The sequence below is a fragment of the Parazoarcus communis genome (assembly GCF_003111645.1).
Classification (GTDB): Bacteria; Pseudomonadota; Gammaproteobacteria; order Burkholderiales; family Rhodocyclaceae; genus Parazoarcus; species Parazoarcus communis_A.
In genome coordinates, this window is the sequence record NZ_CP022187.1 from 1,409,725 (window position 1) to 1,433,756 (window position 24,032).

Genomic DNA, 24,032 nt, shown 5'->3' on the forward strand with positions numbered 1-24,032 from the left:
CATGCAATTTCCCCGCTTTATTCAGATCCACACCCTGCACAACTATCCCGCGGCACTACTGAACCGTGACGATGCCGGGCTCGCCAAGCGTCTTCCACTGGGTAACGCCGTGCGCACCCGCATTTCCTCGCAATGTCTCAAGAGACACTGGCGCGTCACGGAAGACCGGTTCTCGCTTTCAAATCTTGACGTACCAATGGCGATCCGTTCTCGGGCAATTCCGGGTCTCATCTCCAAACGAATGCAGGAGAACGGGATCTCGGCTTCACTAGCGCTAGCGGCAGTCGAATCGATGCGTAATGCCGGCCTGCTGGACAAGAGCGGAAAGGACAAGAAGGGGGAGGATGCCTTGAAGACGGGGCAGGCGGCCCTCATGGGAAGAGCTGAGATCGACTACCTAGTCAGACGCTGCACGGAACTCGCGCAGACCGCGCCTGACGAAAAGACGCTGAAGGCAGAGATCGCCGGGATGCTCAAGGACGAAAAGAAGAATATCGAAGCACTCAAACACGGCAGCGGCCTTGAGTCTGCCCTGTTCGGACGCATGGTGACCTCGGACGTCATTGCCAGTCGCGACGCATCCATTTACGTCGCACACGCATTCACGGTCCATCCGGCGCAAGTCGAAAACGATTACTTCACCGTTGTCGACGATCTGCTTCAGGAAGCTGGCGAACTCGGTTCCGCCGGCATTTTCGACACCGAGCTCGCATCCGGTCTCTACTACGGCTATGTCGTCGTTGATGTGCCCCAGCTAGTCGAAAACCTGGAAGGCATTTCAGCCAAGGATTGCTTCTCACCACAAACACCAGCCGAGCACCGCGAACTCGCGGGGCGCGTGGTTGAGCACCTTATTCACCTGATCGCCACGGTCAGCCCTGGCGCAAAACGCGGTTCTACCGCGCCTTTCGACTGGGCGAAACTTGTGCTCGTCGAAGCCGGTGACTGGCAGCCCCGGAGTCTCGCAGGGGCCTTCCACGACGCGCTCCCGCTCACAGACAAGAACGACAACGGCACGATCCGCCGACGGACCGTCGCCCGTCTGTCGGACGAAATTTCCGCAATGGACGATGCCTACGGCGCGCCCCTCGCCCGCCGTTTCCTTTCGCTCGACTCAACCGAGGTAAAAGGCGCCGAGCGCACCGACCTTAACAAACTGGCCGAGTGGGCAAAGGACGTCATCCAGGCGGGGGAGTGCTGAAGTGCGCCGTCATCTACTGATGCGCCTCGAAGCGCCGTTGATGGCGTTTGGCGGCGAGACCATCGATAACTATGGTGTGATTCGCGACTTCCCTGCTTTATCCATGGTGACCGGATTACTTGCAAATGCGTTGGGCTATCGACGCGAAGACAGTGATCTGCACGATCGCCTGCAAACGCGATTGGTGGTTGGCGCACGCCTGGACCGCGCAGTGCAACGCTTGACCGACTTTCAGACCGCGCAACTAAGCAAGGACGACAAAGGCTGGACAACTTGGGGAGTGCCCGAAGAACGCCGAGGTGGCGCCGAATCCTATAAGAGCCCTCATCTGCGCTACCGTGACTATCACGCCAGCCTAAGCGTCCTCGTCGCGCTTCGTCTGGAACCGTCTGACGAGTCACCAGACCTGGACGATCTCGCCCATGCGCTTGATCGCCCTGCCCGTCCCCTGTTCATTGGTCGAAAGTCTTGCCTTCCGAGCAAGCGGATTTTTGCCGGCTGGGTAATTGCCGAAAACGTATTGGGTGCGCTGCAAACGGCAGGTCAGCCGGAATCCACCACTCGCTCGCGCCTGCAATGGCCCGAGGGTGAAGGCTCACTAAATGGTGATCGTCTGATCGAGTTGTGCGACGAACGCAACTGGACTAGCGGTGTGCACGGCGGATGGCGACCTGTTCGCGAAGGTAGCGTGCCAAACTCAGGGGAGCATTCATGACGCTACACTTGATGCGATTCCAGCCGGACCCGACCGCTTTGGCGACGTGGTCTAGTCGACACGGATTGACTTCTCCCGACGGAGACCTCGGCTACGCCCTCCATGCGTTGTTAGCCGCCACATTCGGAGACCTTGCACCCAAACCGCTTCGCTACCTCGGAGGTAACGAAGGCCTGCTGGCGTATACGTCGGTAGATCCCGAATTCCTCCGCCTGAACGCACAATTAGCCACGCCCGATGTCGCGCGTGCACTCGGCCTGGATGCGATGGACTCTCGCCCCTTCCCCGATGTATGGAAGACAGGACAACGCCTAGGCTTCGACGTTCGTGTCCGACCTGTCGTCCGCACGAAAGACGGACGAGAGCGTGATGCGTACCTGCATTCACTCGGTGATCGATCCGACGACGCGCCAAAGCCCGAACATTTCACGTTCACAGAACGCGCAACGATTTACAGAGAATGGTTAGCAAAGCAATTTGAGATCGATGATGCAGCTCAAATTGAAGATGTTCGCATGGATGCATTCCGGCTCACGCGAGTGATTCGCAAGACTGGTGGCGCAGGAAAGGGGCGACGCAATGCGCAATCAGTAAGCGGCCCCGACGTCGTGCTCAAGGGACAGTTACTGGTAGGCCATTCCGAAGCGTTTTCCCGCCTGCTTGCTCGCGGCGTTGGTCGCCATCGTGCTTTCGGTTTCGGGATGCTACTCCTTCGACCCACATCGCGATGTTAAAGGGACGACTCGGACTGGAGACAGCGCGTATCCCGCATGCTGATCGCCATGGGTTGATCTGGCTGGAACGGGGCGAACTTTGCGTGATTGATGGCTGCTTGCACTTTGCCGCAGGAAAGAACTCCCTAACGCCGCATGTTCTTCAGGTACCGCATCAGGCGGTATCGATGATCCTGCTCGGACCGGGGAGCAGTGTTACGCACGACGCGCTTCGCCTCCTGGCACGCCATGGCACGCTCATGGCTGCAGTGGGACAGGATGGCGTGCGCACTTATACTGCCCCTCCGCTACTTCCTGACCGATCAGATGTCGCACGGCGCCAGGCCGAGTTATGGGGAGCGCCCCGACGCCGGATCAGCGTAGCCCGCCATATGTATGCCCTGCGGTTGGGGGAAGTACTGCCACACCGCGACCTCGATACCCTTCGCGGCATTGAGGGCTCCCGCGTCAAGGCAATCTACCGATTGATGGCAGAGAAGTACGGCATTGTTTGGGAAGGCCGGCATTACGATCGTTCGAATCCAACCACAGCGGACATTCCGAACCAAGCCATTAACCATGCGGCGACGGCCGTTCAGGGTGCTGCTGCAATTGCGGTTCAGGCGCTGGCGGCAATTCCACAACTCGGATTCATACATGAAGACTCGGGGCAAGCGTTCGTTCTGGATATTGCTGACTTGTTTCGCGACACCATCACCCTTCAGATTGCATTTTCTGCCGCTCAGAAGGCTCTTTCTGGAAACACCGACAGTATCGACCGATTGGTCAGACGAGAGGCATCAATGGTGTTTCGGAAGCAGTCCGTAATTGCTGCCATGATCGATAAGATAAAACTCGTTCTGCGTACGGAGGAAGCCGATGGCGTTGGTAACGATCGTGACCCGTGATGTGGCAGATCGGTATAGAGGGTTTCTTGCATCGGTAATGCTGGAAGTTGCACCTACGGTTTATGTGTCACCACGGATGAACCCGGGAATACGTAGCAGAGTTTGGAGGGTTCTGTCCGAGTGGCATGCAGAGGAACCTCGCGGAAGCATCACGATGGTATGGCGAGATCTGAATGAAACCGGTGGGGTGGGTATCAACTCACTGGGGGAGCCCCCACGCGAACTCATTGAAGTCGATGGCACCTGGTTGGTGAAAAAGCGCTTGTAACCATTCAATTTGTTCGTTAAAAATCCGAATGAATTCCCCGTTTTCCTCTTATGAATCATGACTATATTCGTAAGAGTTTCCCCCGCGACCGCGGGGATAGGCCCAATTGCGCACGGGCCGCAGCGATTGCACGTTCGTTTCCCCCGCGACCGCGGGGATAGGCCCTCTACATGGGCTTTCTTCCATGTATTTATAGTGTTTCCCCCGCGACCGCGGGGATAGGCCCGCAGCCCGAGCGAGCGACCATGCCATATGCGCGTTTCCCCCGCGACCGCGGGGATAGGCCGGATTGCTCCTGGATCTCGGCGGCTGCCTCGGCGTTTCCCCCGCGACCGCGGGGATAGGCCCCGTGCACAAGCAACTCACCGGCGAGCGCGAGAGTTTCCCCCGCGACCGCGGGGATAGGCCTCAGAAACGAGTCAGCAGCCGACCAAATAGTCCGTTTCCCCCGCGACCGCGGGGATAGGCCCCGGATATAAGGACGGCCAAACAGACGCACTATGTTTCCCCCGCGACCGCGGGGATAGGCCCGAGGCGGCGCTATATCGGTTCGCTCTGGCAATGTTTCCCCCGCGACCGCGGGGATAGGCCCACTTGGACGTATCGCGCAATGCGGAACGTCCGGTTTCCCCCGCGACCGCGGGGATAGGCCCAGGAGCACTCGGGCGAGATCAAGACGCCAGAAGTTTCCCCCGCGACCGCGGGGATAGGCCCACGTTTAGCAATAGCGGAAAGTCTTACGCCGTGTTTCCCCCGCGACCGCGGGGATAGGCCCGCCGATCAAAGCAAGGATTGGCACGCGCGCAAGTTTCCCCCGCGACCGCGGGGATAGGCCCTGCCTTGTCTATGCGTTCAGGATGTGGATGAGGTTTCCCCCGCGACCGCGGGGATAGGCCCTATCCGGGCGTAAGCTGGTTGAAGATCTCGATGTTTCCCCCGCGACCGCGGGGATAGGCCATTGGCGCATCTCGCTGACCAGATCCTTGATTGGTTTCCCCCGCGACCGCGGGGATAGGCCCGTGATCAGATCGTCTGCCGTCGTTTCGAACAGGTTTCCCCCGCGACCGCGGGGATAGGCCCTGCTGCTCGTCGATGTAGCCAGCCAGGTTGCCGTTTCCCCCGCGACCGCGGGGATAGGCCGTTCGGCGAGTTCCTGACCACCGGCAAGGGCGAGTTTCCCCCGCGACCGCGGGGATAGGCCCCGCTTGGTCACTCGTCGCCCACCATCGATCTGGTTTCCCCCGCGACCGCGGGGATAGGCCCTTGATGGTGTAGCCGCTCTGGATCACATCAAAGTTTCCCCCGCGACCGCGGGGATAGGCCCATCAATACGCCCGGATTCTGGACCTCTGCGCGGTTTCCCCCGCGACCGCGGGGATAGGCCCTTTTGGATAATTCCTTCTGAGCCGCTTTGCTGGTTTCCCCCGCGACCGCGGGGATAGGCCCCCTTCGCAGATAGTCCGTAATCTCGTCCGCGAGTTTCCCCCGCGACCGCGGGGATAGGCCCTGCAAACGTTGCGCTGTAGGTGTAGGTTTTGAGTTTCCCCCGCGACCGCGGGGATAGGCCCGGACGCACGGCGAGCCTCGGCATACTCGCGGTGTTTCCCCCGCGACCGCGGGGATAGGCCCCCGGGCGATCCGTACCCGCCGCCTGGCGTGACGTTTCCCCCGCGACCGCGGGGATAGGCACCGGCCGCGCAGCATGTCGCTGAGCGGTAGTGTGCTGAAAAGTGTGCAAAAGCCTGAATGGGCTTGAATGGAATGGTGGTCATGGTAAGAGGTTGATTGTGCAGATCGACCTTGAACCCTGTGAGGAGGGCAAACCATGACCACAAGCAAGGGTAATACGCTGAATCTATCAGCGAAAGAGCTGGTGTCGGGCGACCGCGACCTGATGAAGGCGCTGTTGAAGGAAGCGGTGCAGGAAGTGCTCGACGGCGAGATGAGCGAGTTTCTGGGTGCGGCCCCGCACGAGCGCACGGAGGGACGCAGTGGCTACCGTGCGGATTACTACCACAGTGGGCTGGTGACACGCATCGGCAAGCTTGAGCTGCGCGTGCCGCGCGACCGCAGCGGCGAGTTCTCGACCGCCTTGTTCGAGCGCTACGCCCGCAGCGAGAAGGCACTCGTGGCGGCGCTCGCCGAGATGTACGTGCAAGGGGTGTCGACGCGCAAGGTGAAGGCGATCACCGAAGAGCTATGCGGCCACAGCTTCTCGGCCTCGGCGATCTCGGCGATTAACAAGGGGCTCGACGAGGCGCTCGCGCGCTTTTCCAACCGGCACCTGGACGAACCGTATCCCTACCTGATCCTGGACGCACGCTACGAGAAAGTGCGCGAGAACGGTGTGATCAACTCGATGGCAGTGCAGATTGCCATCGGCATCAACGGTGACGGACAACGCCAGGTGCTGGCAGTGGAGACGGCCAATCGCGAGAGCCAGAGCAGTTGGAGGGAGTTTCTGTTGCGGCTCAAGGAGCGCGGACTCTCAGGCGTGGAGTTCGTTGTCTCCGACGACCACGCGGGATTGAAGAAAGCGATCAGCGAAGTGCTCACGGAGGCGGCCTGGCAGCGTTGCTACGTGCACTTTCTCCGAAACGCCCTCGACTACCTGCCCCGCAAGGCCGACGACGACTGCCTTCAGGAACTGCGCTGGATCTACGACCGCCGCGACCTGCAGGAGGCCAACCGGGATTTGGCGGCCTGGATCGCCAAGTGGCAGGGCAAATATCCGAAGCTCGTCGACTGGGTCGAGGCGAACATCGGCGAGACGCTCAGTTTCTACCGCCTGCCGCGGGCCCATCACAAACATCTGAAGAGTACCAACATGCTCGAGCGACTTAACGAGGAGATCAAGCGACGAACGCGCGTCGTGCGCATCTTCCCCAACGCCGAGTCCTGCTTGCGGCTCATTCGCGCCCTGTGTGTAGAGACCCACGAGGCGTGGCTCGAGGACAGCCGCTACATGAACATGGCCCTGCTGGCCGAGCAGAAGAAGGAGTTGATGAGACTGGCCGCCTAAGAAAGGGGCCGCGTGCTGGTCGGCACTCCGGGCTTCGCCCTCCGTGCCGACCAGCACGCACCGGAATCAGCCGAATACCTGATCACCGAATTTGCACAACTTGACGCACACAACTCTGAAGGCACGTCACTGCCGGACAGGCAGCTCAGAAAAAGCAGCTATCGGCCGGAGATGGCGGAGCAGGTGACCTCCTCCGTGGGCTTCGGACCATCTATTCCTGGAAAACTGAACCACTCGTAGCACGGTGCGCCGGAGGCCGGCGCCATTCCATTCGCTAACGCACACAGACCAACGAGATTCACTGCTTGCGATGCCGTACAGATGCACCCGGACTCATCGCAAATACTGAAGATTCGTCCATCTCACACCCGTCATCTTCATGAGAAACGACATGAGCGAATACCTCCACCACTTATCAGGCTTCTATCTCCACCGCAACGATGCCGAAAGCACGCTTGCAACGCTGCTCGATCAAGGGCTGCCGCGCGAACGAATGCATATCTTTACTGCCGACTCCACCTCGTCATCTCCCGCGGAGGAAGCGAAGAGCGACGGCGTACTGAAGGACGTATTGGTGGAAGCGCCATTGGAACTGCGGTGGGCACTGGCATCGGCGCGCTAGGGAGCGTGGCGCTGGCGGCGACGAGCGTGACGCTGTTCATCGCCAGCCCGTTGGTCGCGCCCCTGATGCTGCTCGGCTGGGGTGCGACCATCGGCGGTTTGATCGGGGCCGCAGCCGGCTCCACAGCTGGCGACGGCAACCAGAAAGGCTGGCTTTCCGATCTGGTCAGCGACGCCATCGCGAATGGCCAGGTCGTGCTGGTGGCCGAGACGCGGACGGAGCAGGAAACGACGACGGCACGGGCAATCGTTCAGGCTTCGGTCGGCGATTGCAAGGATATCAATGCGGCGCAAACTTGAGCGTTCGGTCGGCCAACAGATGGGGCGTGATCCACAGATTGATTGGGCTCATTTAACGAGCGGGGGCCAAAGCAGTGGGGAAATTGCACGCGAGGCGAACAAACGGAGGATGCCGGCGGGCGCTCGTAGGGCCAACTCCAGCCTGCTGCAGGTGCCCGAGCCTGACGCTGATGCCCGAATCGCCCCCCCCTGCGGCGGGTTGAAACCCGCCCCCTACTGCGGTTGTGCCAACAATGAGCACTTGACCCGGAACAGTATCTACGGCGACTTTACCCGAGATGAGTGCTTGACTTGGAGTAGTCCTCACGGCTTCGCAATCGCCGGCTTGCTACCCGCCAGGGCGCAAAGCCAGTCGCGCAGGATCTGGGTGACCTTATCCGCTTGCTCGAGTGGCGCGAGGTGGCCGCATTTCTCGAGGATTTCCAGCCGAGCGTCGGGGATCGCGGCGGCCAGTTCCTGCTGAACCTCCAGCGGGATCAGCGCATCCTGCCGCCCGCACACGACCAGCGTCGGACACTTGATCCCCGCCAGCGTCGGCCGGCTGTCAATGCGGCTCATGATGGCACGTTGCTGGCGTGCGAACACCTCGCCGCCGAGGCCGGTCGCCATCGAATGGAACACACCGCCCACCTCCGGCGTATTCGCGTGATCGGGGTGCGCCATGCGCGCCAGCAGCGCTTCGATGACGCTGGGAAAGTCGGAATCGGCCTGCGCGATGAGCGCCTCCCGGTTCGTGATGGCTTCGCGCGTATCGGGCTGCGCACTGGTACTCATGAGCATCAAGCCCCGAACCCGTCGCGGGGCCTGACGCATGATCTCGAACGCGACATAGCCGCCCATCGACATCCCGGCCAGCACAAACGGCCCGTCGGGCGCCTGAGCCAGCGCATCCGTCGCCAGCGCGGCAATCGAGTCTGAGCCGGTCAGGTCGACCACGGTAACGCCACCGATGTCCGCCAATGCGTCAGCCTGATGCACGAACAGGCTCGCATCGCAGAGTAGTCCTGGCAGAAGAACCAGATGTGTATCTTTCATGACGTCCATCTCCTCAAGCGGTTAGCAACGCGTTTGTACGACCTGCAGTGCAAACGATGGATCCAGACTGCCCCTACCCACCTATCGGGTCGGTGCGTTGTAGCACATAGACCTGCTGCCGGTGAAAAAGTCCCCCTGGATATATCCGCTGTCGAACTTCCAGGGGTCAGTTCAGTTCTGTGAAGGCCAGTTGGGATAAGTCAGACCACAATTACGGTCTGATTGGCGAGTTGCCTGTAGCAGCTTGCCTCAGCTCATGCGTTCGAGATTTCTCCGATGGGTGCGAGTAGTCCATGGAGTGTTTGAGAAAATGGCAGGCGACGGGATCTTCCGTCCGGTCACCGGTATCGACGAGGCCGCCGTTTTCTATGGAACGGCTGCGCAAAGAAGGCGCTGAATTGGTGTACCGATGCTCCAAGGCGGGACGAGATCACGCTCACGCCACTGGAGCTGATCGATCGTATTGCCACCCATGTGCTTTCGGGAACCCAAAAACCCGTGACATGCTGACTCGCAAACGGTTGAATTTCCTATTCGTTATTCGTCTTCGGAACTGGGAGAACCTGGTTCCGCTCGGCGTTTGAAGAAAATGCACGCCAACCTGTTTAATCGTTGTCTGGATAACACCTACGGCTCCGGCAGGTTCCTGCTGTGACGCCAGAAAAGGCCCATCAGCGGCTTGACACTGGTGCCGTGGACAAGGATCGACAGCGCCACCACAATAAGCGTCAACTGGATCAGCTCCAGGGCCAGGTCTTCCTGGATGCCATGCTGGATGGCATACATCAGGTAATACAGCGAACCAATACCGCGGACGCCGAACCAGCCGACCATACCGCGTATCTTCCATGACATTCGGGTAACCAGCAGACCGATAAGGACGCTCACCGGGCGCGCCACCAAGAACAAGAACAGCGCAAGCCCAACCGCCCGCCAGCTCCATGAATCGAGAAACAAGGTGCCGCCGACCAGAAGGATCAGCGTCAATTCAGAGAGCCGCTCCAGATGTTCCTTGAATACCAGTGATCCCTCGCTTACGGTGAGTGGCGGCTCGTTGTCAGCGCCGGCGCTGGCCGATTCCAGCTCGATCCTCTGGCTTGCCTGCGGTTGCGGGATGCCCGGACCAGCGCCGGCAAGCTTCAGTTCGGTCTGACGCAGGGCGACTGCCGCAAAAAATACCGCCAAAAAGCCCCACGCTCCTGCGAGCACGCTCAGGCCATACACCACGCCGATCAGACCAAGTCCGAGAAAGTCGTCCATCAGCTTGTGCTCAGGTGCATGGCGGCGCAGCTTCCATGCCATGTGGGCCAGCGCGGCGCCGGACAGCACCCCGATGGCGATTCCTGCAAATGTCGCCCACAGCACATCGAACAGCACCCATCGCAGTCCGAATTCACCGACCTCGTGCAATCCGAGCAGTCCCAGTCCGAGCATCACGAACGGAAAGGCGCTGCCGTCATTCATGCCGGCCTCGCAGGTCAGGGTGTAGCGCAACTGGTCATCGTCACCGGGATGGCGGATCTGGACATCGGTCGCCAATACCGGATCGGTGGGGGCCAGAATTGCGCCCAGCAGAATGCCTGCACCGAGCGGTAAGTCAAATACATAGAATGCAAAGGCGGCGACCATGCCGACGGTGACCGTCATGGATACCGTTGCCAGCAGGATCGGGGCACGCCAGCGGGCAAAGCTCACCGGGACGGGCATCTTGACGCCGGCTGAAAACAGCGAAATCAGCACCACCACTTCAGTCAGCGTCTCCAGCAGTTCCGATTGCTTGAGCGGATTGAAGTGAAACACATTGAGCACCGTCGGGCCGACCAGCAGTCCCACCGCCAGATAAATGATGGCCGGCGTCACCGGTAGACGCGCCAGCAGGGAAGCGGTGGCGCCTCTGGCCAGCAGGATGCCACCTAATAGCAGAAACCATTGTGCGTTAGCCATTGTTTGTTCGACTTTCCTCGTTGGACTAGCGCCCGGCGGATTGCTCAAGGTAATCCGCTTGCAGAGTGCGGGATGTGCGTCAGCGAACTGTCGCTCAAGGATAGGAAATTCAATGCCCCCAAGGCAGCTATCGCCGCGCTTCTCGCCCTATGTCAAACGAGAATTGCGTCCCGAAATATCACTTGCCAAGGGCCGCCAGGCCGTGACGATTCTTGACTAATATCTTGATCGCAGGCTCACCCTTCCCCAAACGATAGACGTGTCCACCCCATAGATGGATTTCAACGGGCGTTCTTATCTTATCGGCGACCCGTTTTTGGATCTGACTGAATAGTCCGTCATAAGGCATTGCCAATGAAGCTTCAGCAAGTTGTTCCATTGATGGTTCTCCTAAAAAAATAATTGCTGCTTCACGCAGTCCGGATTCTTTTGTGGAAGTAAGAGGGGGCCCGCGGTTGTGCCAGTCGATGAGTAACGCGGTGATGATCCGTCACACTTCGCGGCATGGAGGTTCGAGGCCTGGATTGCACGAATGGATTTGTTGGGACTGTGCGCGTCAACTCCGCATGCGTCCGTCCGCTAACGCACATTTCAGTCAATTGAAGACTCCAGGTGACCGCGAGTTCGTGCAGCAAAGGATGGATTTTCGTAGTCGCTCGGCCGCCGCTGTGCGAGTCCGCCGCACCGCCTGCCGATACGCCGGCAGCCAATCGGGCACGAAGGGCGCGGCGCCGGCCCGGGTGAGCCCCAACTCCGCAGCGTTCTGATCTTCCTGCTCCATCACGGCAACGATCGTTGCCTCACGAGCCAGTTGCACTCGTTTTTTCGGCCTCGAGGCGGGCTGTGCTGCTCGTCATGGGCGTGCTCTGACGTCGACTTGAGCTTGTCAGTCCGTGGCAATGCAGGACGGCATTGACGACGGGCAACGCGACGACGATCGCAGCCTCGAGCATCCCCGAGACGCGTACCTGTCGGGGGTCGCCGTCATCGTCGGCGCCGAGGTGAAGTCGATCCTCGATAACGCGTCGGGCTGACGGACTGCATTCGTCGGATCAAGACCGCGCTCGTGCCGTATCTTATGGATCAGCGTCTGCACCTTGCCCTCGTTCGGACCATCGATGACCAGCAGGACGTGAAAGAGCGCGTCATACGGGATGGCCATGTCCAAGTCTCCAAGGAAGCGGGCCGAGCCGCCGACGGAGCGCCTCGTTGGCCGACCCACAATCCAAAATGGCAAGGTTACGCGCGGCGCGGCATCGCGCCGGTGCGTCAGCGCACACACCTGCGTGCTTCACTGGTCGAGACGTTTGGGCGATTCGCCGAGGCCGAAACACCTCTTTGCGCCAACCGTGGGCTAGTCCGCCTTCCAGTACGGGGGGCGCCCGTAGTGGGTGTATAGACTCGCCTCTCCTTGCCGGTCCAGTGTTATGGCTTCGTCGTAGGACGGGGCTGTCTTCACCTCTTCACGGCTCAGATCGACGGCGACAGTCCGGTCCGACCAGCTCACGCCGTCGATCCACTGCGGCGCGATCAGCACCTTGTGCCCGACCCACCAATTGCTCGTGTTGACGACGAAGTAGCGGATCGCCCAGGTTTCTTCGTCGAAGAGCAACTCGTCGACATGACCCACCTCGCCGTCGGTGGCCTGGATGTGATAGCCGATGACGGCCTTGCAGCTGCGCAGATGCGGATCGTCGTCGCGGTGTCGCGCGCGCTCGGCCTTGGCGACTTCTTCGATGGCTTGTTCCCCCCCGGTAGTGCCACCCGGCAAGCCGGCGTACCCAGGGTACATTCCCACCGGAACCATTCCGCCGCCCCACAGACCGGTGCTGCCCCAATAGGTCGGATAGCCGTAGTAGTCGAGGTACAGCGCCTCGTGCTGCCTCGTCACCGGTTTCTCGGTGTCGATGTCCGGGCTGTTCTTGACCTGCTCCTTAGTGACGGCGACCGGCAGCGATTGCGCAGCCCAATCGGGCTTCTGGATCGAAATCGGTGATATCAATACCTTGCGGCTGGCCAGCCAGGAGCCGGTGTCGACGATGAGGTAGCGGACGACCCAGTCATGGTCGTCGTAGTAGAAGTCCTTGACCTTGCCGATATCGCCGTCGGTGGCGCCGATGGCATATTTCTGGAGTTCATTCAGGCTTCGTAACATGTCGGAGTTCCTTGCGCGCGGTCAACCGTTGTCGACGATCGCATCCATTGGGTCACGCCGGGCGCCGAGCTAACGCTCGACCGGCTTTCCACGATTCAGGCCTCGAGGGTCGATTCGAGCGTGATCGTCGCATTGAGTACCTTGGACACCGGACAGCCGGTCTTGGCCTTGTCGGCGATGCTTTCGAAGGTCTGGCGGTCGGTGCCTGGGATCTTCGCCCGCAGAACAAGATGCACGGCGGTGATGGTGAAGTCGTCGCCGGTCTTGTCCAGGGTCACGCTCGCCTTGGTCTCGAGGCGTTCGGCGGTGATGCCGGCCACGCCCAGTTGCGCCGACAGCGCCATCGTGAAGCAGCCCGCGTGCGCCGCGGCGATCAGTTCTTCGGGATTGGTGCCGGGGCCGTCTTCGAAGCGCGTGTTGAAACCGTACTGAGCATCCTCGAGGATGCCACTCTGTGTCGAGATGCTGCCCTTGCCTTGCTTGAGGTCACCGGTCCAGACGGCAGATGCAGATCGTTTCATGGTGTTTCTCCTGATCGGTTGGGTCGAGGGATGACGGCCCGGTCGCTGCGGTTCCGGACGCGGCCGGGCGCCGTGATCGCCAAGGCATGGTCGCCGCATTGACGTAAAGCGTCCGTTCGCTGACGCACAGTCGCTCGCCGTGTTCTGGTCAGCGACAACGATGCGACCCATAAGCACCCGACCGTCCGACAATGGCTTGAAAAGCATCCGCGTTTCCATATCCACTTCACACCGACCTCCGTGTCTTGGCTCAACATGGTCGAGCGCCTCTTCCGCAGCATCTCGACCGACCGATGGGAGTGCGGCGTCTTTCGCAGCGTCCCTGAATTGATCTCGGCCATCGACGAGTACATCGCCGTGCATAGCCGAAATCCGATGCACCTTGTCTCGACAGCCAAAGCCGATGACACGCTCCAAAAAGTCATTCGCGCCAACCGCAAGCTCAGTTCGAAGAAGAACGAAGCACTACACTCGCGGTCGCACCCGTTTGCTCGCCCTCCGAGCGGGCTTCGCTGATCAACTGTCCCGTAGCCGAGTTGTGTGCGTTGCCGTACAGAAAACCCACGCAAGCCCCGCGTAGGTGGCGGTCTAATCGGAGACTCGCTGTGCAGTTGGCCTCTCTCACCGCAGGGCAAAAATGAGATCCTTTCTGGAAACATCCATCACGCTCGTGGTACGTCTCGCCCAAGTTCCCTGCCATCGCCGAACGCAGCGCAGGTACATACACTTTGTAGGCACGATCCCCAGAGCCGCTCTCGCAGACCGTCGAAGTCGCCTTCGGGCGATGGGCCACGAGCCGCCGATCTTGATGGATGCGCCGCGATGAAAGGCCGCCACGCCCGCCGTCTAGGCACGCTTCACAGCTGACGCAACGGCGGTTCTCGCAGTCAAGCGCTCACTCCGGGCCGGGCGCCTGCGTCGCCTTCGATGTCCGCAAAATGGCGATACCGACCGCCGCGGCCAGCAACGAACCGATCAGGATGGCCAGCTGGGCCTCGCGCTCGAAATGGGTGCCGTGAAACGCCAGGCCGCTGATGAACAGCGCCATGGTGAAGCCGATGCCGGCCAGGAAGGCGGTGCCGATCAACTGGCGCCAGGTTGCCCCTTGGGGCAGTTCGGCCAGCCCGGTCTTCACCGCCAGCCAACTGGCCAGGCCGATGCCGACCGATTTACCGAGCACCAGCCCGACCATGATCCCCAGCGGCACGGCCGTCGACAGTGTGCCCAGCACAGTGGCGTCGATCGCGACCCCTGCATTGAACAAACCAAATGCCGGGAGGATGCCGTAGGTGACCCACGGCTGCACACTATGTTCGAAGCGCTGCAGCGGTGCGGTGGCAGCGTCGAGGTTGCCCGCGATCGCGCCGATGATGGCGACACGATCGGGATCCATTGCGTCGGGCTCGTTGTCGAGGGCCTGGGCTTCGATGTCGTCGGCGCCGCGGTGGATCACCTGCGGCAGCGCGTCGGGCACGATGTTCACGCGCGCGGGCACGAACAGCGCCGTCAGCACACCGGCCAGTGTCGCGTGCAGACCGGACATGTAGAAGCCGGCCCACAGACCCAGCCCGAGCAGCAGGTAGATCGATCCCCGGCGGGCCCCCATGCGGTTGGCCAGCCACAGCGCCAGCAGCACGGCGGCGATCACGGCGACGCCGCGCCATTCGATCGACGCGGTGTAGAAGATTGCGATGACCAGTAGCGCGCCGAGGTCGTCGACGATGGCCAGTGCGACCAGGAAGACCTTCAGCGCTTCGGGGATGCGCGAGCCCAGGACGGTCAGCGCACCGAGCGCAAAGGCAATGTCGGTCGCCATCGGAATGCCCCAGCCCCTGGCGCCTGCGCCATCGAAGTTGAACCCGGCATAGATCAGCGCCGGGACCACCATGCCGCCGACGGCGGCCACGATCGGCAGCATCGCCTTGCGTCGTTCGGCCAGCTCACCGACCAGAAACTCGCGCTTGATCTCGAGTCCGACGCCGAAGAAGAAGATCGCCATCAGGCCATCGTTTATCCAATGGCGAAGGTCCAGGCGCAACACCTGGTCGCCAAGTGAAATGCCCAGCGGAACGCCCAGCATCTGCTCGTAGGCCCCTGCCCACGGCGAGTTGGCCCAGGCCAGCGCCAACATGGCAAAGCCCAGCAGCACCAAGCCGCCGGAGGCCTGCTGTTGTTCGAACAGCTGGAATGGCCGCAGCACGCGGTCCCCTGCGTGCTCGGCCTTGGTCCGACCCAACAGCTCTTCCTCATGCGCCAGAGGGCCTGGATTCATGGTCGGAGGGGCTCTGGCGCCATGTCCGTGCGCCGGCTTCTCGGCGTACGGGGCGGCAGGGTCGCGTGCGTGGGAATCATTTCGCTGATTATCGCGATCCCTGTCTGCTGCACCATGCGTTGCCGCACAGACGAGGTCACGCGAGCAGGAAAGACTGCGAAGGGCAGGATCAGTCTTGGTCAGATAGCGTGCGGCAGACATCGTCGGTGTGTTACTGGTTGAACCGGGGCCTGTCCGACTGAATCGGGCCCCCCCAGGAGTCGAACCTGGCTGCGCCCGCCGCCAAGCCAGAGACATCACCTAAGGAAATGAGATGAAGACCACTCACCCGGGCGGGAATTTCCGAACGGGCGTCGATCCAGGAGCGGCCCTGCCTGTCGCTCTAGCCGCCGACCTATCGAAGCCATCCGGACAACCAGCAAGACCCGATCCGGTTCTGCCATCTGGTGAAGGCGATGGAGACATCGCTGCGACAGCAGAACGCGGTCGATGCCACCATGGCCCTGCTCGAAGGACTTCGAGGCCTTGGCCCAGGACCACGACCTCTGGAATCAAACACTCGACGGCTTGGCCGTGCTGGGCGCACCGGCCCTGCTCCGCGTGTTTCCGTTGCAGCGGCAGGCGACCCCGTGGTCCGAGTTTGCCGTGGTTGCCGACAGCTTCCACACCAAGCCACTGCGTCAGTTTCTGCAATTGAATGGGCGCTACCAGGTGCTGGCGCTCAGCTTGCAACAGATGCAGCTTTTCGAAGGGGAGCGTCACGTGCTTGATGCCGTGACGCTGGCACCCGGCGCGCCGCAGCCGATGAACGCGGCACCCCGAGCAGGCAAGGATTGGAGATACGAATGAAAGTGAATCCTCGATGACGCGTCGTTATCCAAAAATTGTCGTCAAAACCAGGGGGCGTTTCCATCTCTTGGGACACGCTTGCCGGACACCTGATTCCCGGGCAAGCGGTGGCCCGCATAGAGGGGGCGTATTGAGGGTGCGCCCAGGTAGCAGGCGCGATTGCAGTTGTTAGATCGGAAACCTGAGGCGCTTGGCAAGCGTACTTCCCATGGATGTATTGCGGATGAGCCTACTTAAAGTAGCCGGCTTCCATAAAACCCGGGGCGCTTCAAACGGCTCTTGCGCATGACTTCCTCTTTTCTCTGGGAGCCATCCTCTAAAGTTTCTCCTGGTCCGAAAACCCCGGAGCAGGTCAACACCCCTCCGATTCATGACTTTTCCTGATTAATCAGCACCCAAAGAATCGTTTGTTGTGCACTTGCGTGAATTTCATAATCCGCCTCAATCGCACTGACCCAAACGCAGGCCAGTTGCGAAATTCCAACCAGGCAGACAGGAGACTCGCAATGAACGCACCGACCGAAATCCGCAACTTCAAGGTTTTCGAACTCAAGAACGTACTCAATTCGATTGAAGAAGCCGTTGGCCTTGGCAACGAGTTTTATACCGACGACAGCTATTTCAAGTTCGAGCGCGACCGCGTGCTTGCACAGGGCTGGGCATGCATCGGTTTTGCGAGTGACGTCGGGACGAACAACTACGTCAAGCCGATCGAGTTCATGGGCTTGCCCCTTCTGATGATGCGAAATCGCGACGGTGCGCTGCAGGTATTCCACAACGTGTGCAGCCATCGTGGAATGAAGCTGGTGCATGAGGCAGGTGAAATTCAGGGCCTGATCCGTTGCGCCTACCACTCCTGGACGTATGACCTCAACGGCGCACTGAAAGGTACGCCTCACGTTGGCGGGATCAACCAGCACAAGGATCCGCGCTTCGCCTGTGAAAAGCACGGTCTGAAGGCACTGCGCAGCCACGTCTGGATGGACATGGTGTTCGTCAATCTGTCCGGCACGGCACCGGCATTCGAAGACGCCATCCGGCCGCTCACGGAGCGTTGGGAGCAGTTCCTGGGCAAGGACGGCATGTCGCTGCTGCGCGCCCCGATCAGCGATGGTGCGATGAGCATCGAGGTGAATTGCAACTGGAAACTCGCGGTCGAGAACTATTGCGAGGCCTATCACCTCCCCTGGGTGCACCCGAGCCTCAACACCTACTCGCGCCTCGAAGATCACTACAACATCATGTTCGATGGCAACTTCGCAGGCCAGGGCAGCTACGCCTACAACCTCGCGGACATCGAAGGGACGTCGCTGCCGACCTTCCCTTCGTGGCCTGCGGACCGCATGCGCAATGCAGAATACGTTGCGTTCTTCCCCAATGTGCTGCTCGGCATCCAGGCTGACCATGCCTTTGCCATGGTGCTTGAGCCGCTGGCCGCGAACAAGACCGTAGAGCACCTGCGCCTGTTCTACGTCGGCGACGAAGCTGCACGAAAGGACATCTATGCGGCCAGCCGTCACGCCATCCTCAGCGCCTGGCGAGTGGTGTTCTCGGAAGACATCGGTGCGGTCGAAGGCATGCAGGCCGGACGTCAGTCGCCGGGCTATCAGGGCGGTGTGTTCTCGCCCGAGATGGACGTACCAACGCACTACTTCCATCAGTGGGCCGCGCGCCGGATTCTTTCCGCCAACGGTCAAGGGCAAGAGGCCGCGTGATGAAACACGCGATCGCCAGCCATTGGCAGAACTACATCGACGGTCAATGGGTAGATGGTGAGCGTCAGCTTACTGTCTCCAACCCAGCGACCACCCAGCCACTTGCCAGCATCGCACTGGCGGGTATCGATGAGGCCGAAGCCGCGCTCGACGCGGCCACGCATTGCGCGCAGAACGGCTGGCTGACTTCGACACGCCCCGCGCAGCGGGTGCAGTGGTTGCTGCGTATCGCAGCCGAAATCCGAGCAGTCACTGATGAAGGCGCGTGGGTACTGTGCCAGGAGAACGGCAAGACCCTGCGCGATGCGCGCGACGAGTTCGTCGAGGCCGCACGCTACTTCGAGTACTACGCCGGCATGGCCGACAAGATCGAAGGGATCTCCGTGCCCTTGGGTAACGGCTACGTCGACTTCACGAGCTACGAACCGATGGGGGTCTCGGTACAGATCGTGCCGTGGAACTTCCCGGTTTCCATCTGCGCCCGCTCGCTGGCCCCTGCCCTGGCGGCAGGGAATGCGGTGGTGGTGAAGTCGCCGGAGTTGTCGCCACTCGGAATGTGCGTGTTGTTTCGCGCCATCGAGCGTGCCGGCCTGCCGCGAGGCGCAGTCAACCTGTTGTGTGGGCTGGGCAGTGAGGTCGGCGCGCATCTGGTGAGCAGCCCCAAGGCAAACCAGATCGTGTTTACCGGCTCAGTCCCCACCGGGCAGTCGATTCTCGCCGCGGCAGCGCGCTGGGCAACGCCGAGCGTCATGGAACTTGGCGGCAAGTCAGCTGCGTTGGTCTTTCCTGATGCCGACCGCGAACAACTGCTTGCCAGCGTGAAGAGTGGCATTTTCTTCAACGCCGGTCAGGTGTGCTCAGCGATGTCGCGCCTGCTGGTCCATCGCGACATCCATGACGAGATCGTGGCGGCAGTCGCTGAGATGGCTCAAGGGCTGGTTAGTGGCCCCGGAGAAGAAGATCCCGATCACACCCCCTTGATCAGCGCCGAGCAGCTGGCGAGGGTCCAGGCCATCTGCAACGACGCCATTGCCGAGGGTGCCGAAGCTGTTGTGGGCGGCGATCGTCAGAGTGATCGTGCTGGTCACTTCATGCAGCCGACGGTGTTTGCAGGCGTCACACCACAGATGAAGGTCGCACAGCAGGAGGTGTTTGGACCGGTGCTGGCAGTGATCCCGTTCGACTCCGAGGAGGAAGCCATCGAGATCGCAAATGGCACGCCGTTCGGACTGGTCTCGGGCGTGTTTACCCAGGACATCAACCGGGCCCTGCGACTGACGCGCCGCCTGCGAAGTGGTCAGGTGTTCGTCAACGAATGGTATGCGGGCGGAATCGAAACACCGTTTGGCGGTGTCGGTCTGTCGGGATTTGGTCGCGAGAAAGGCCAGGAAGCCCTGTACAGCTACGTTCGCACGAAGAACGTGGCAATCCGCATCCAGCAGGACTGAGGAGACAGCGATGAAGAAATGGCTCTGCATCATCTGCGGATGGATCTACGACGAGGCCAAGGGCTGGCCGAAGGACGGAATCCTTGCGGGTACGCGCTGGGAGGATGTCCCCGAGGACTGGAAGTGCCCGGACTGCGGTGTTGGCAAGGCTGATTTCGAAATGATCGAGATCACCGCCCGTGTCGAACCCGTTCCCGTTGCAGTTCCTGCTTTCGCGACGGTGACGCCGATTCCGGTGCCGTCCCGCGGGCCGATCGTCATCATCGGCAGCGGACATGCAGGCTACAGCCTCGCAGCAGCAGTCCGCGAACAGAACGACAAGGTCGAAATTGTGGTCTTGACCCGGGAGTCGGGCCATCTCTATTCCAAGCCGGCGCTCTCCATCGCCACTTCGCAGGGCCACAGCGCGGAAGAGCTGATGGACGAAGCACCATTCCAGATCGAAAAGCGCCTTAACATCCGCATTTACCCACACTGCGAAGTACGTCGCATCGATGCTGACGCACATGTTGTCGACACCAGCTTCGGCCCGATGCCTTATGGTCAGCTGGTGCTGGCGCTTGGCGCCAGCCCGATCCGCCTGGATGTGGCCGGACGCCGCGACGCCATGCTCAGCATCAACAATCTGGACGACTATGCCGCCTTTCAGCGCCAACTCCGCCATGGCGCCAAGGTCGCGATCATCGGCGACGGATTGATCGGCTGCGAGTTCGCCAACGACCTTGCAAGCAGCGGCGCTGAAGTCAGCGTCATCGGCATCGGAAAATGGCCCCTCGAGCGAGCAATGCCCGAAGAAGCCGGACGGTGTTTGCAACAGGCACTGAGCGCACGAGGCGTGCGCTGGCACCTGCAGAACTCGGTGGTGTCCGTTGATGGAGACGAAGGCGCCTGGCGGATCACGCTCGCCAGCGGCGAACAGGTGGACGCCACTGCCATCATCTCCGCTGTGGGCCTTGCACCCAATGTAGACCTTGCAGCAGATTGCGGCATCGATACAGCGCGCGGCATCCGTACCGACGCAAGGCTGCGAACCTCGCAGCCGGACATCTATGCGCTGGGCGACTGCATTGAAATCGACGGCCGCCCGGCCCCCTACCTCGCGCCGATCAACCTCGGAGTAAAGGCACTGTCCCAAACCTTGCTGGGTCGGCCAACCGAAGTTCAGTACCCGCCGATGCCGGTGATGGTAAAGACGCCGGCCACGCCAATCACCTTGTTGCTGCCACCCAGTGTTGTCGGCAAGTGGCACAGCACAGCGACCGAAAACGGCTTCTGCTGCGCTTATCACGACGACTCCGGACGCATGTGTGGCTTCGCGTTGATCGGTGAAGCCGCGCAGGAAAAACGTCGTGTCTGGACGCAGGAATGCAGCCTGCGCATTACACAAGAAGCCGCCTGAGCGAGCAGATCATGAACCTTCCCAACGACGACAAAACTTGCGGCTGGTATGCAGCACTGCCCGCCCCCAAACCCGTGCGTACCCTGTCAGGGCAGCAAACGGCGGATTACGTGATTATCGGTGCGGGTTTTGCCGGGCTGGCGGCGGCTCGCCGCCTGGCCACGCTCGAGCCAGAAGCCCGCGTCATTCTGGTCGATGCACAGCGGGTCGCCGAGGGTGCCTCGGGTCGCAATTCCGGATTTGTAATCGACCTGCCGCACAAGTTCGCGCTTGAGCATCCGGACCCCGCACACAAGCAGCGCCTTCTCGGCCTGAATCGTGCAGCAATCGCACAGCTCGAATCGCTGATCGCCGAACACGATATCGAATGCCAGTGGTCACACGCAGGAAAATATCAGGGTGCTGTTGGCGAGCGCGGGCTAGCCTATCTGGCACACTTCGAGAAACTGCTTTCCGGCCTCGGCGAACCCTTTCGCATGGTCGAGCGCGATGAACTGCAAAGGGTGCTCGGCACAACGCATTACAGCCGCGCGATCTTTACCCCGGGTTGTTACCTGATGCAGCCTGCTGCACTCGTGCGGGGGCTGGGTGATTCCTTGCCGGAAAACGTAGAGCTGCTGGAAAACTCCCCCATCACGCGGCTTGAACGCGATGGCAAGGGCGGCTTCGTGCTGCTTGGCAATGCCGGGACGATTCGCACGCCACGCCTGCTGCTCGGCACCAGCATCTTCACCCAGGAGTTCGGCTACCTGAAAAACCGTCTGTTGCCGGTCATGACCTTTGCCAGCTGGACCCGCCCGCTCAACGACGACGAATGCAAACGCTACACCGGCACCTTCAACTGGGGCCTGACCCCAGCGGACCACGCGGGCACGACGGTCAGAATGACTCAGGACAAGCGCTTGATCATTCGCAACACCTACAAGCACGTACCCAAGTACGGACGCAGCATTGATGACAAGGCCCGCTCGGACATTCGCAGCGATCATCGCAAGGCGCTCGTAAAGCGCTTTCCTGACCTTGCCGAAGTGCCCTTCACCCACACGTGGGGCGGGGTTTATGCGATTTCACGCAACTTCACCAACTTCTTTGGTCAGCTTGAAGAGGGCGTTTTCGCGTCAGCTTGCGACAACGGCGTGGGCGCGGCGTGGGGAACGATCTCCGGTACCCTGCTGGCAGATATGGCGGTCGGCGCGGACTCATCCCTGCTGCACGACATCCAGGCCGTGACGGGGATGCCCTCGCTGAACCCACCGGAGCCTTTCCTTGGATTCGGGGTGCGTTCTCGCATCAAACTGGCAGCATGGAACAGCAGGAGTGAGCTATGACAGAACTTACGCAACCCCGTGTCGGCGTGCGTCTCGTCGACCACACCGACCTCGGCTTTGTGGTTCGTGGTGGCCCGCCAGGGGCTGCCTACGTGGCACGTGCGTTCAGCAATGAAGTGTCACCCAACCTGGGCGTCGGATTTGCGCGCTGGGAAGGTGCGGACGTAAGCTGGACGACCCTTTACGAAGAGGTCATCTTCACCATCGAAGGGTGCCTCGAAGTCGAATCAGACGGTGTAAAGCACGCTGTAAAGCCAGGCCAGGTGCTGCTGATACCAAAGTGCACTGCCCTGAAGTACGGCGGTTTTGCACTTTTTGGATACGTGGTCTATCCCGGAAACTGGAAAGAGCTCTGCGACGAGGAATGCCCGGACGACCCCGCCACCTGCGAACGCAAACGCTGACTTGAACGCACGCTATTCAACAGCGTTTGAAGGCACAATTTCGCACCGGGCTTGTGTGCCCGGGAAAGGCCCTGACAGAGAGGCCCTGCCGGAACGTCAAGCACAATGAAAATTCAGCCCCTTCCGCCTTTCAAGGCACTCATTGCGTTCGAGGCAACAGCCCGCCTCGGCAGTTTCACGCGTGCAGCCTCGGAGCTCAACGTCACCCAGGGCGCGATCAGCAGACAGATCGCCGTACTTGAGGACATGCTGGGTGCCCACCTGCTCGACCGCACGACACGTTCGGTATGCCTTACCCCGACAGGAGAGCAGTACTTTCATTCAGCACGTGAAGCCTTGCTTGCGCTCGCGGACGCCACTCACCAGATCAAGCGCTGGCACGGCGACCAGCAAGTCACCGTTGCAACCAGCACCGCGCTGGCTTCGATGTGGCTGCTGCCAAGGATTCCCGAGTTCAACGAACTGCATGAGGGCATCGACCTCCGCATCGTTGCATATGATCACGTCAAGGATCATCAAAAGCTCGAGTGCGACCTCGCGGTTTATTACTGCAAGAGCCTGCCTGGCGGCATGAAAAGCACGCCTATCTGCAACGAAGCCATCTTTCCGATCTGCAGTCCGGCGTATCTTGCCCGACACCCGAATCTGTCTTCGCCGCAGGATCTGGCGAATTGCACGTGGTTGTGGCTGGATGAATCCGAGCGCGACTGGATCAGCTGGACACAATGGTTTCGCCAGCTCAATCTTCCGCTGGTCACACCGCGCAACAAGATCAACCTCAACAACTATTCCTTGGTCATACAGGCTGCACTCAGTGGCCAGGGCATTGCACTGGGCTGGCACAACCTTGTCGAGCAGTATCTCAACGCCGGCACCCTCGTCAAGCCGATAGCGGACGTGCTCGAAACAGATGCCCAATTCCTCGTCCTCGAGAAGCCCGGTCCGCATGAGCGCCGAAGGAGCGTCGCGTGCTTCAGGGAATGGCTGCTCTCTCTGAAATAGCGTCTGATCCGAAAGCGAATGACTGGTCTTGACTGCCCTGCCCCGCGAATCGCGGCTGCAGGGATTTTTTATGTCGAAAGGCAAAGGCGCGGGGCTCAATGACATTACTGAAAGTCATTAATCAGCCGCACAAAAATCGTTTGTTACAGCGCGTCGATTTCTTAACAATCGACTCACCCGATTGATCCGGATCAAAAGAGATTCTGACGTCG

Annotated in this window: 24 protein-coding genes, 2 pseudogenes and 1 CRISPR repeat array; of the genes and pseudogenes, 20 read left to right on the plus strand and 6 right to left on the minus strand. The window is 60.7% G+C overall.

What is annotated here, in order from left to right; genetic code table 11:
• Position 1 precedes the first annotated feature (1 nt).
• From cas7e to CEW83_RS21325, 9 genes are all read left to right on the plus strand, one after another.
• Positions 2-1,201: a type I-E CRISPR-associated protein Cas7/Cse4/CasC gene (cas7e, locus tag CEW83_RS06430; RefSeq protein WP_108948608.1), complete on the plus strand. Its 1,200-nt coding sequence runs from the start codon at positions 2-4 to the stop codon at positions 1,199-1,201.
• 1 nt (position 1,202) lies between these two features.
• Positions 1,203-1,916 (plus strand): type I-E CRISPR-associated protein Cas5/CasD, encoded by a 714-nt coding sequence (gene cas5e, locus CEW83_RS06435; RefSeq protein WP_108948609.1) that lies wholly within the window; start codon positions 1,203-1,205, stop codon positions 1,914-1,916.
• On the plus strand, positions 1,913-2,650 hold the full coding sequence (gene cas6e, locus CEW83_RS06440) for a type I-E CRISPR-associated protein Cas6/Cse3/CasE (protein ID WP_108948610.1): 738 nt from the start codon (positions 1,913-1,915) through the stop codon (positions 2,648-2,650). The genes cas5e and cas6e overlap by 4 nt, the downstream gene beginning before the upstream one ends.
• Positions 2,644-3,537, plus strand: coding sequence for a type I-E CRISPR-associated endonuclease Cas1e (gene cas1e, locus CEW83_RS06445; RefSeq protein WP_108948611.1), 894 nt, complete (start codon positions 2,644-2,646; stop codon positions 3,535-3,537). Before cas6e ends, cas1e begins: the two co-directional genes overlap by 7 nt.
• Positions 3,538-3,574: 37 nt before the next feature.
• Positions 3,575-3,805 carry a type I-E CRISPR-associated endoribonuclease Cas2e gene (gene cas2e / locus CEW83_RS06450; protein WP_234419063.1) on the plus strand — a complete coding sequence of 77 codons (231 nt, stop codon included), beginning with the start codon at positions 3,575-3,577 and terminating at the stop codon, positions 3,803-3,805.
• A 75-nt stretch (positions 3,806-3,880) separates the two neighbouring features.
• Positions 3,881-5,495: a CRISPR direct-repeat array (repeat unit 29 nt; unit sequence GTTTCCCCCGCGACCGCGGGGATAGGCCC).
• Positions 5,496-5,630: 135 nt separating this feature from the next.
• Entirely contained in the window at positions 5,631-6,827 is a 1,197-nt protein-coding gene (locus CEW83_RS06455; RefSeq protein ID WP_108948613.1) for an IS256 family transposase, read from the plus strand.
• 12 nt (positions 6,828-6,839) lie between these two features.
• Positions 6,840-7,067: a hypothetical protein gene (locus tag CEW83_RS20985; RefSeq protein ID WP_159099397.1), complete on the plus strand. Its 228-nt coding sequence runs from the start codon at positions 6,840-6,842 to the stop codon at positions 7,065-7,067.
• A gap of 151 nt (positions 7,068-7,218) precedes the next feature.
• Positions 7,219-7,449 carry a hypothetical protein gene (locus tag CEW83_RS21320; RefSeq protein ID WP_234419010.1) on the plus strand — a complete coding sequence of 77 codons (231 nt, stop codon included), beginning with the start codon at positions 7,219-7,221 and terminating at the stop codon, positions 7,447-7,449.
• A 26-nt stretch (positions 7,450-7,475) separates the two neighbouring features.
• Positions 7,476-7,748 carry a hypothetical protein gene (locus CEW83_RS21325; protein ID WP_234419011.1) on the plus strand — a complete coding sequence of 91 codons (273 nt, stop codon included), beginning with the start codon at positions 7,476-7,478 and terminating at the stop codon, positions 7,746-7,748.
• A gap of 303 nt (positions 7,749-8,051) precedes the next feature.
• Here the strand turns inward: CEW83_RS21325 and CEW83_RS06465 are convergent, their stop codons facing one another.
• From CEW83_RS06465 to CEW83_RS20990, 3 genes are all read right to left on the minus strand, one after another.
• Complete coding sequence (locus CEW83_RS06465; protein ID WP_108951240.1) at positions 8,052-8,783, minus strand: alpha/beta fold hydrolase; 732 nt, start codon at positions 8,781-8,783, stop codon at positions 8,052-8,054.
• A 627-nt stretch (positions 8,784-9,410) separates the two neighbouring features.
• Positions 9,411-10,727, minus strand: coding sequence for a cation:proton antiporter (locus CEW83_RS06470; protein WP_108948614.1), 1,317 nt, complete (start codon positions 10,725-10,727; stop codon positions 9,411-9,413).
• Positions 10,728-10,905: 178 nt separating this feature from the next.
• Positions 10,906-11,106 (minus strand): hypothetical protein, encoded by a 201-nt coding sequence (locus tag CEW83_RS20990; protein ID WP_159099398.1) that lies wholly within the window; start codon positions 11,104-11,106, stop codon positions 10,906-10,908.
• Positions 11,107-11,620: 514 nt separating this feature from the next.
• Here CEW83_RS20990 and CEW83_RS20995 point away from each other — a divergent pair.
• On the plus strand, positions 11,621-11,761 hold the full coding sequence (locus CEW83_RS20995) for a hypothetical protein (protein ID WP_159099399.1): 141 nt from the start codon (positions 11,621-11,623) through the stop codon (positions 11,759-11,761).
• Positions 11,762-12,081: 320 nt separating this feature from the next.
• On the opposite strand, the gene CEW83_RS06475 is transcribed toward CEW83_RS20995, so the two are convergent.
• Positions 12,082-12,882, minus strand: a complete 801-nt coding sequence (locus CEW83_RS06475; protein ID WP_108948615.1) for a PRC-barrel domain-containing protein — start codon at positions 12,880-12,882, stop codon at positions 12,082-12,084.
• Between the two features lie 95 nt (positions 12,883-12,977).
• On the minus strand, positions 12,978-13,403 hold the full coding sequence (locus CEW83_RS06480; RefSeq protein WP_108948616.1) for an OsmC family protein: 426 nt from the start codon (positions 13,401-13,403) through the stop codon (positions 12,978-12,980).
• A gap of 144 nt (positions 13,404-13,547) precedes the next feature.
• Between CEW83_RS06480 and CEW83_RS21735 the strand changes: the two are divergent.
• Positions 13,548-13,640, plus strand: a pseudogene (locus tag CEW83_RS21735) (hypothetical protein); the annotation flags it as partial.
• Between the two features lie 18 nt (positions 13,641-13,658).
• Complete coding sequence (locus CEW83_RS21740) at positions 13,659-13,919, plus strand: hypothetical protein (protein ID WP_420094091.1); 261 nt, start codon at positions 13,659-13,661, stop codon at positions 13,917-13,919.
• A gap of 379 nt (positions 13,920-14,298) precedes the next feature.
• Here CEW83_RS21740 and nhaA read toward each other — a convergent pair whose 3' ends face one another.
• On the minus strand, positions 14,299-15,639 hold the full coding sequence (gene nhaA, locus CEW83_RS06490) for a Na+/H+ antiporter NhaA (RefSeq protein WP_234419012.1): 1,341 nt from the start codon (positions 15,637-15,639) through the stop codon (positions 14,299-14,301).
• Between the two features lie 561 nt (positions 15,640-16,200).
• Between nhaA and CEW83_RS06495 the strand changes: the two genes are divergently transcribed.
• From CEW83_RS06495 to CEW83_RS06525, 8 genes and pseudogenes are all read left to right on the plus strand, one after another.
• Positions 16,201-16,524 carry a hypothetical protein gene (locus tag CEW83_RS06495; protein ID WP_159099400.1) on the plus strand — a complete coding sequence of 108 codons (324 nt, stop codon included), beginning with the start codon at positions 16,201-16,203 and terminating at the stop codon, positions 16,522-16,524.
• Between the two features lie 506 nt (positions 16,525-17,030).
• Positions 17,031-18,239, plus strand: a complete 1,209-nt coding sequence (locus tag CEW83_RS06500) for an aromatic ring-hydroxylating oxygenase subunit alpha (RefSeq protein WP_108948620.1) — start codon at positions 17,031-17,033, stop codon at positions 18,237-18,239.
• The gene (locus CEW83_RS06505) at positions 18,239-19,687 is read left to right on the plus strand and encodes an aldehyde dehydrogenase family protein (protein WP_108948621.1); all 1,449 of its coding nucleotides are present in this window, start codon (positions 18,239-18,241) and stop codon (positions 19,685-19,687) included. Before CEW83_RS06500 ends, CEW83_RS06505 begins: the two co-directional genes overlap by 1 nt.
• A 10-nt stretch (positions 19,688-19,697) precedes the next feature.
• Positions 19,698-19,859 (plus strand): annotated as a pseudogene (locus CEW83_RS21335) (rubredoxin); the annotation flags it as partial.
• A complete protein-coding gene (locus tag CEW83_RS06510; protein WP_234419064.1) occupies positions 19,848-21,086 on the plus strand; it encodes an FAD-dependent oxidoreductase in 1,239 nt (412 codons plus the stop codon). The pseudogene CEW83_RS21335 and the gene CEW83_RS06510, both read left to right, overlap by 12 nt.
• Before the next feature lie 11 nt (positions 21,087-21,097).
• Positions 21,098-22,414, plus strand: coding sequence for an NAD(P)/FAD-dependent oxidoreductase (locus tag CEW83_RS06515; protein ID WP_199915216.1), 1,317 nt, complete (start codon positions 21,098-21,100; stop codon positions 22,412-22,414).
• Positions 22,411-22,818 (plus strand): ethanolamine utilization protein EutQ, encoded by a 408-nt coding sequence (locus CEW83_RS06520; RefSeq protein ID WP_108948624.1) that lies wholly within the window; start codon positions 22,411-22,413, stop codon positions 22,816-22,818. The genes CEW83_RS06515 and CEW83_RS06520 overlap by 4 nt, the downstream gene beginning before the upstream one ends.
• Positions 22,819-22,923: 105 nt before the next feature.
• Positions 22,924-23,820, plus strand: coding sequence for a LysR substrate-binding domain-containing protein (locus CEW83_RS06525; RefSeq protein ID WP_108948625.1), 897 nt, complete (start codon positions 22,924-22,926; stop codon positions 23,818-23,820).
• The last annotated feature ends 212 nt before the right edge of the window (positions 23,821-24,032 follow it).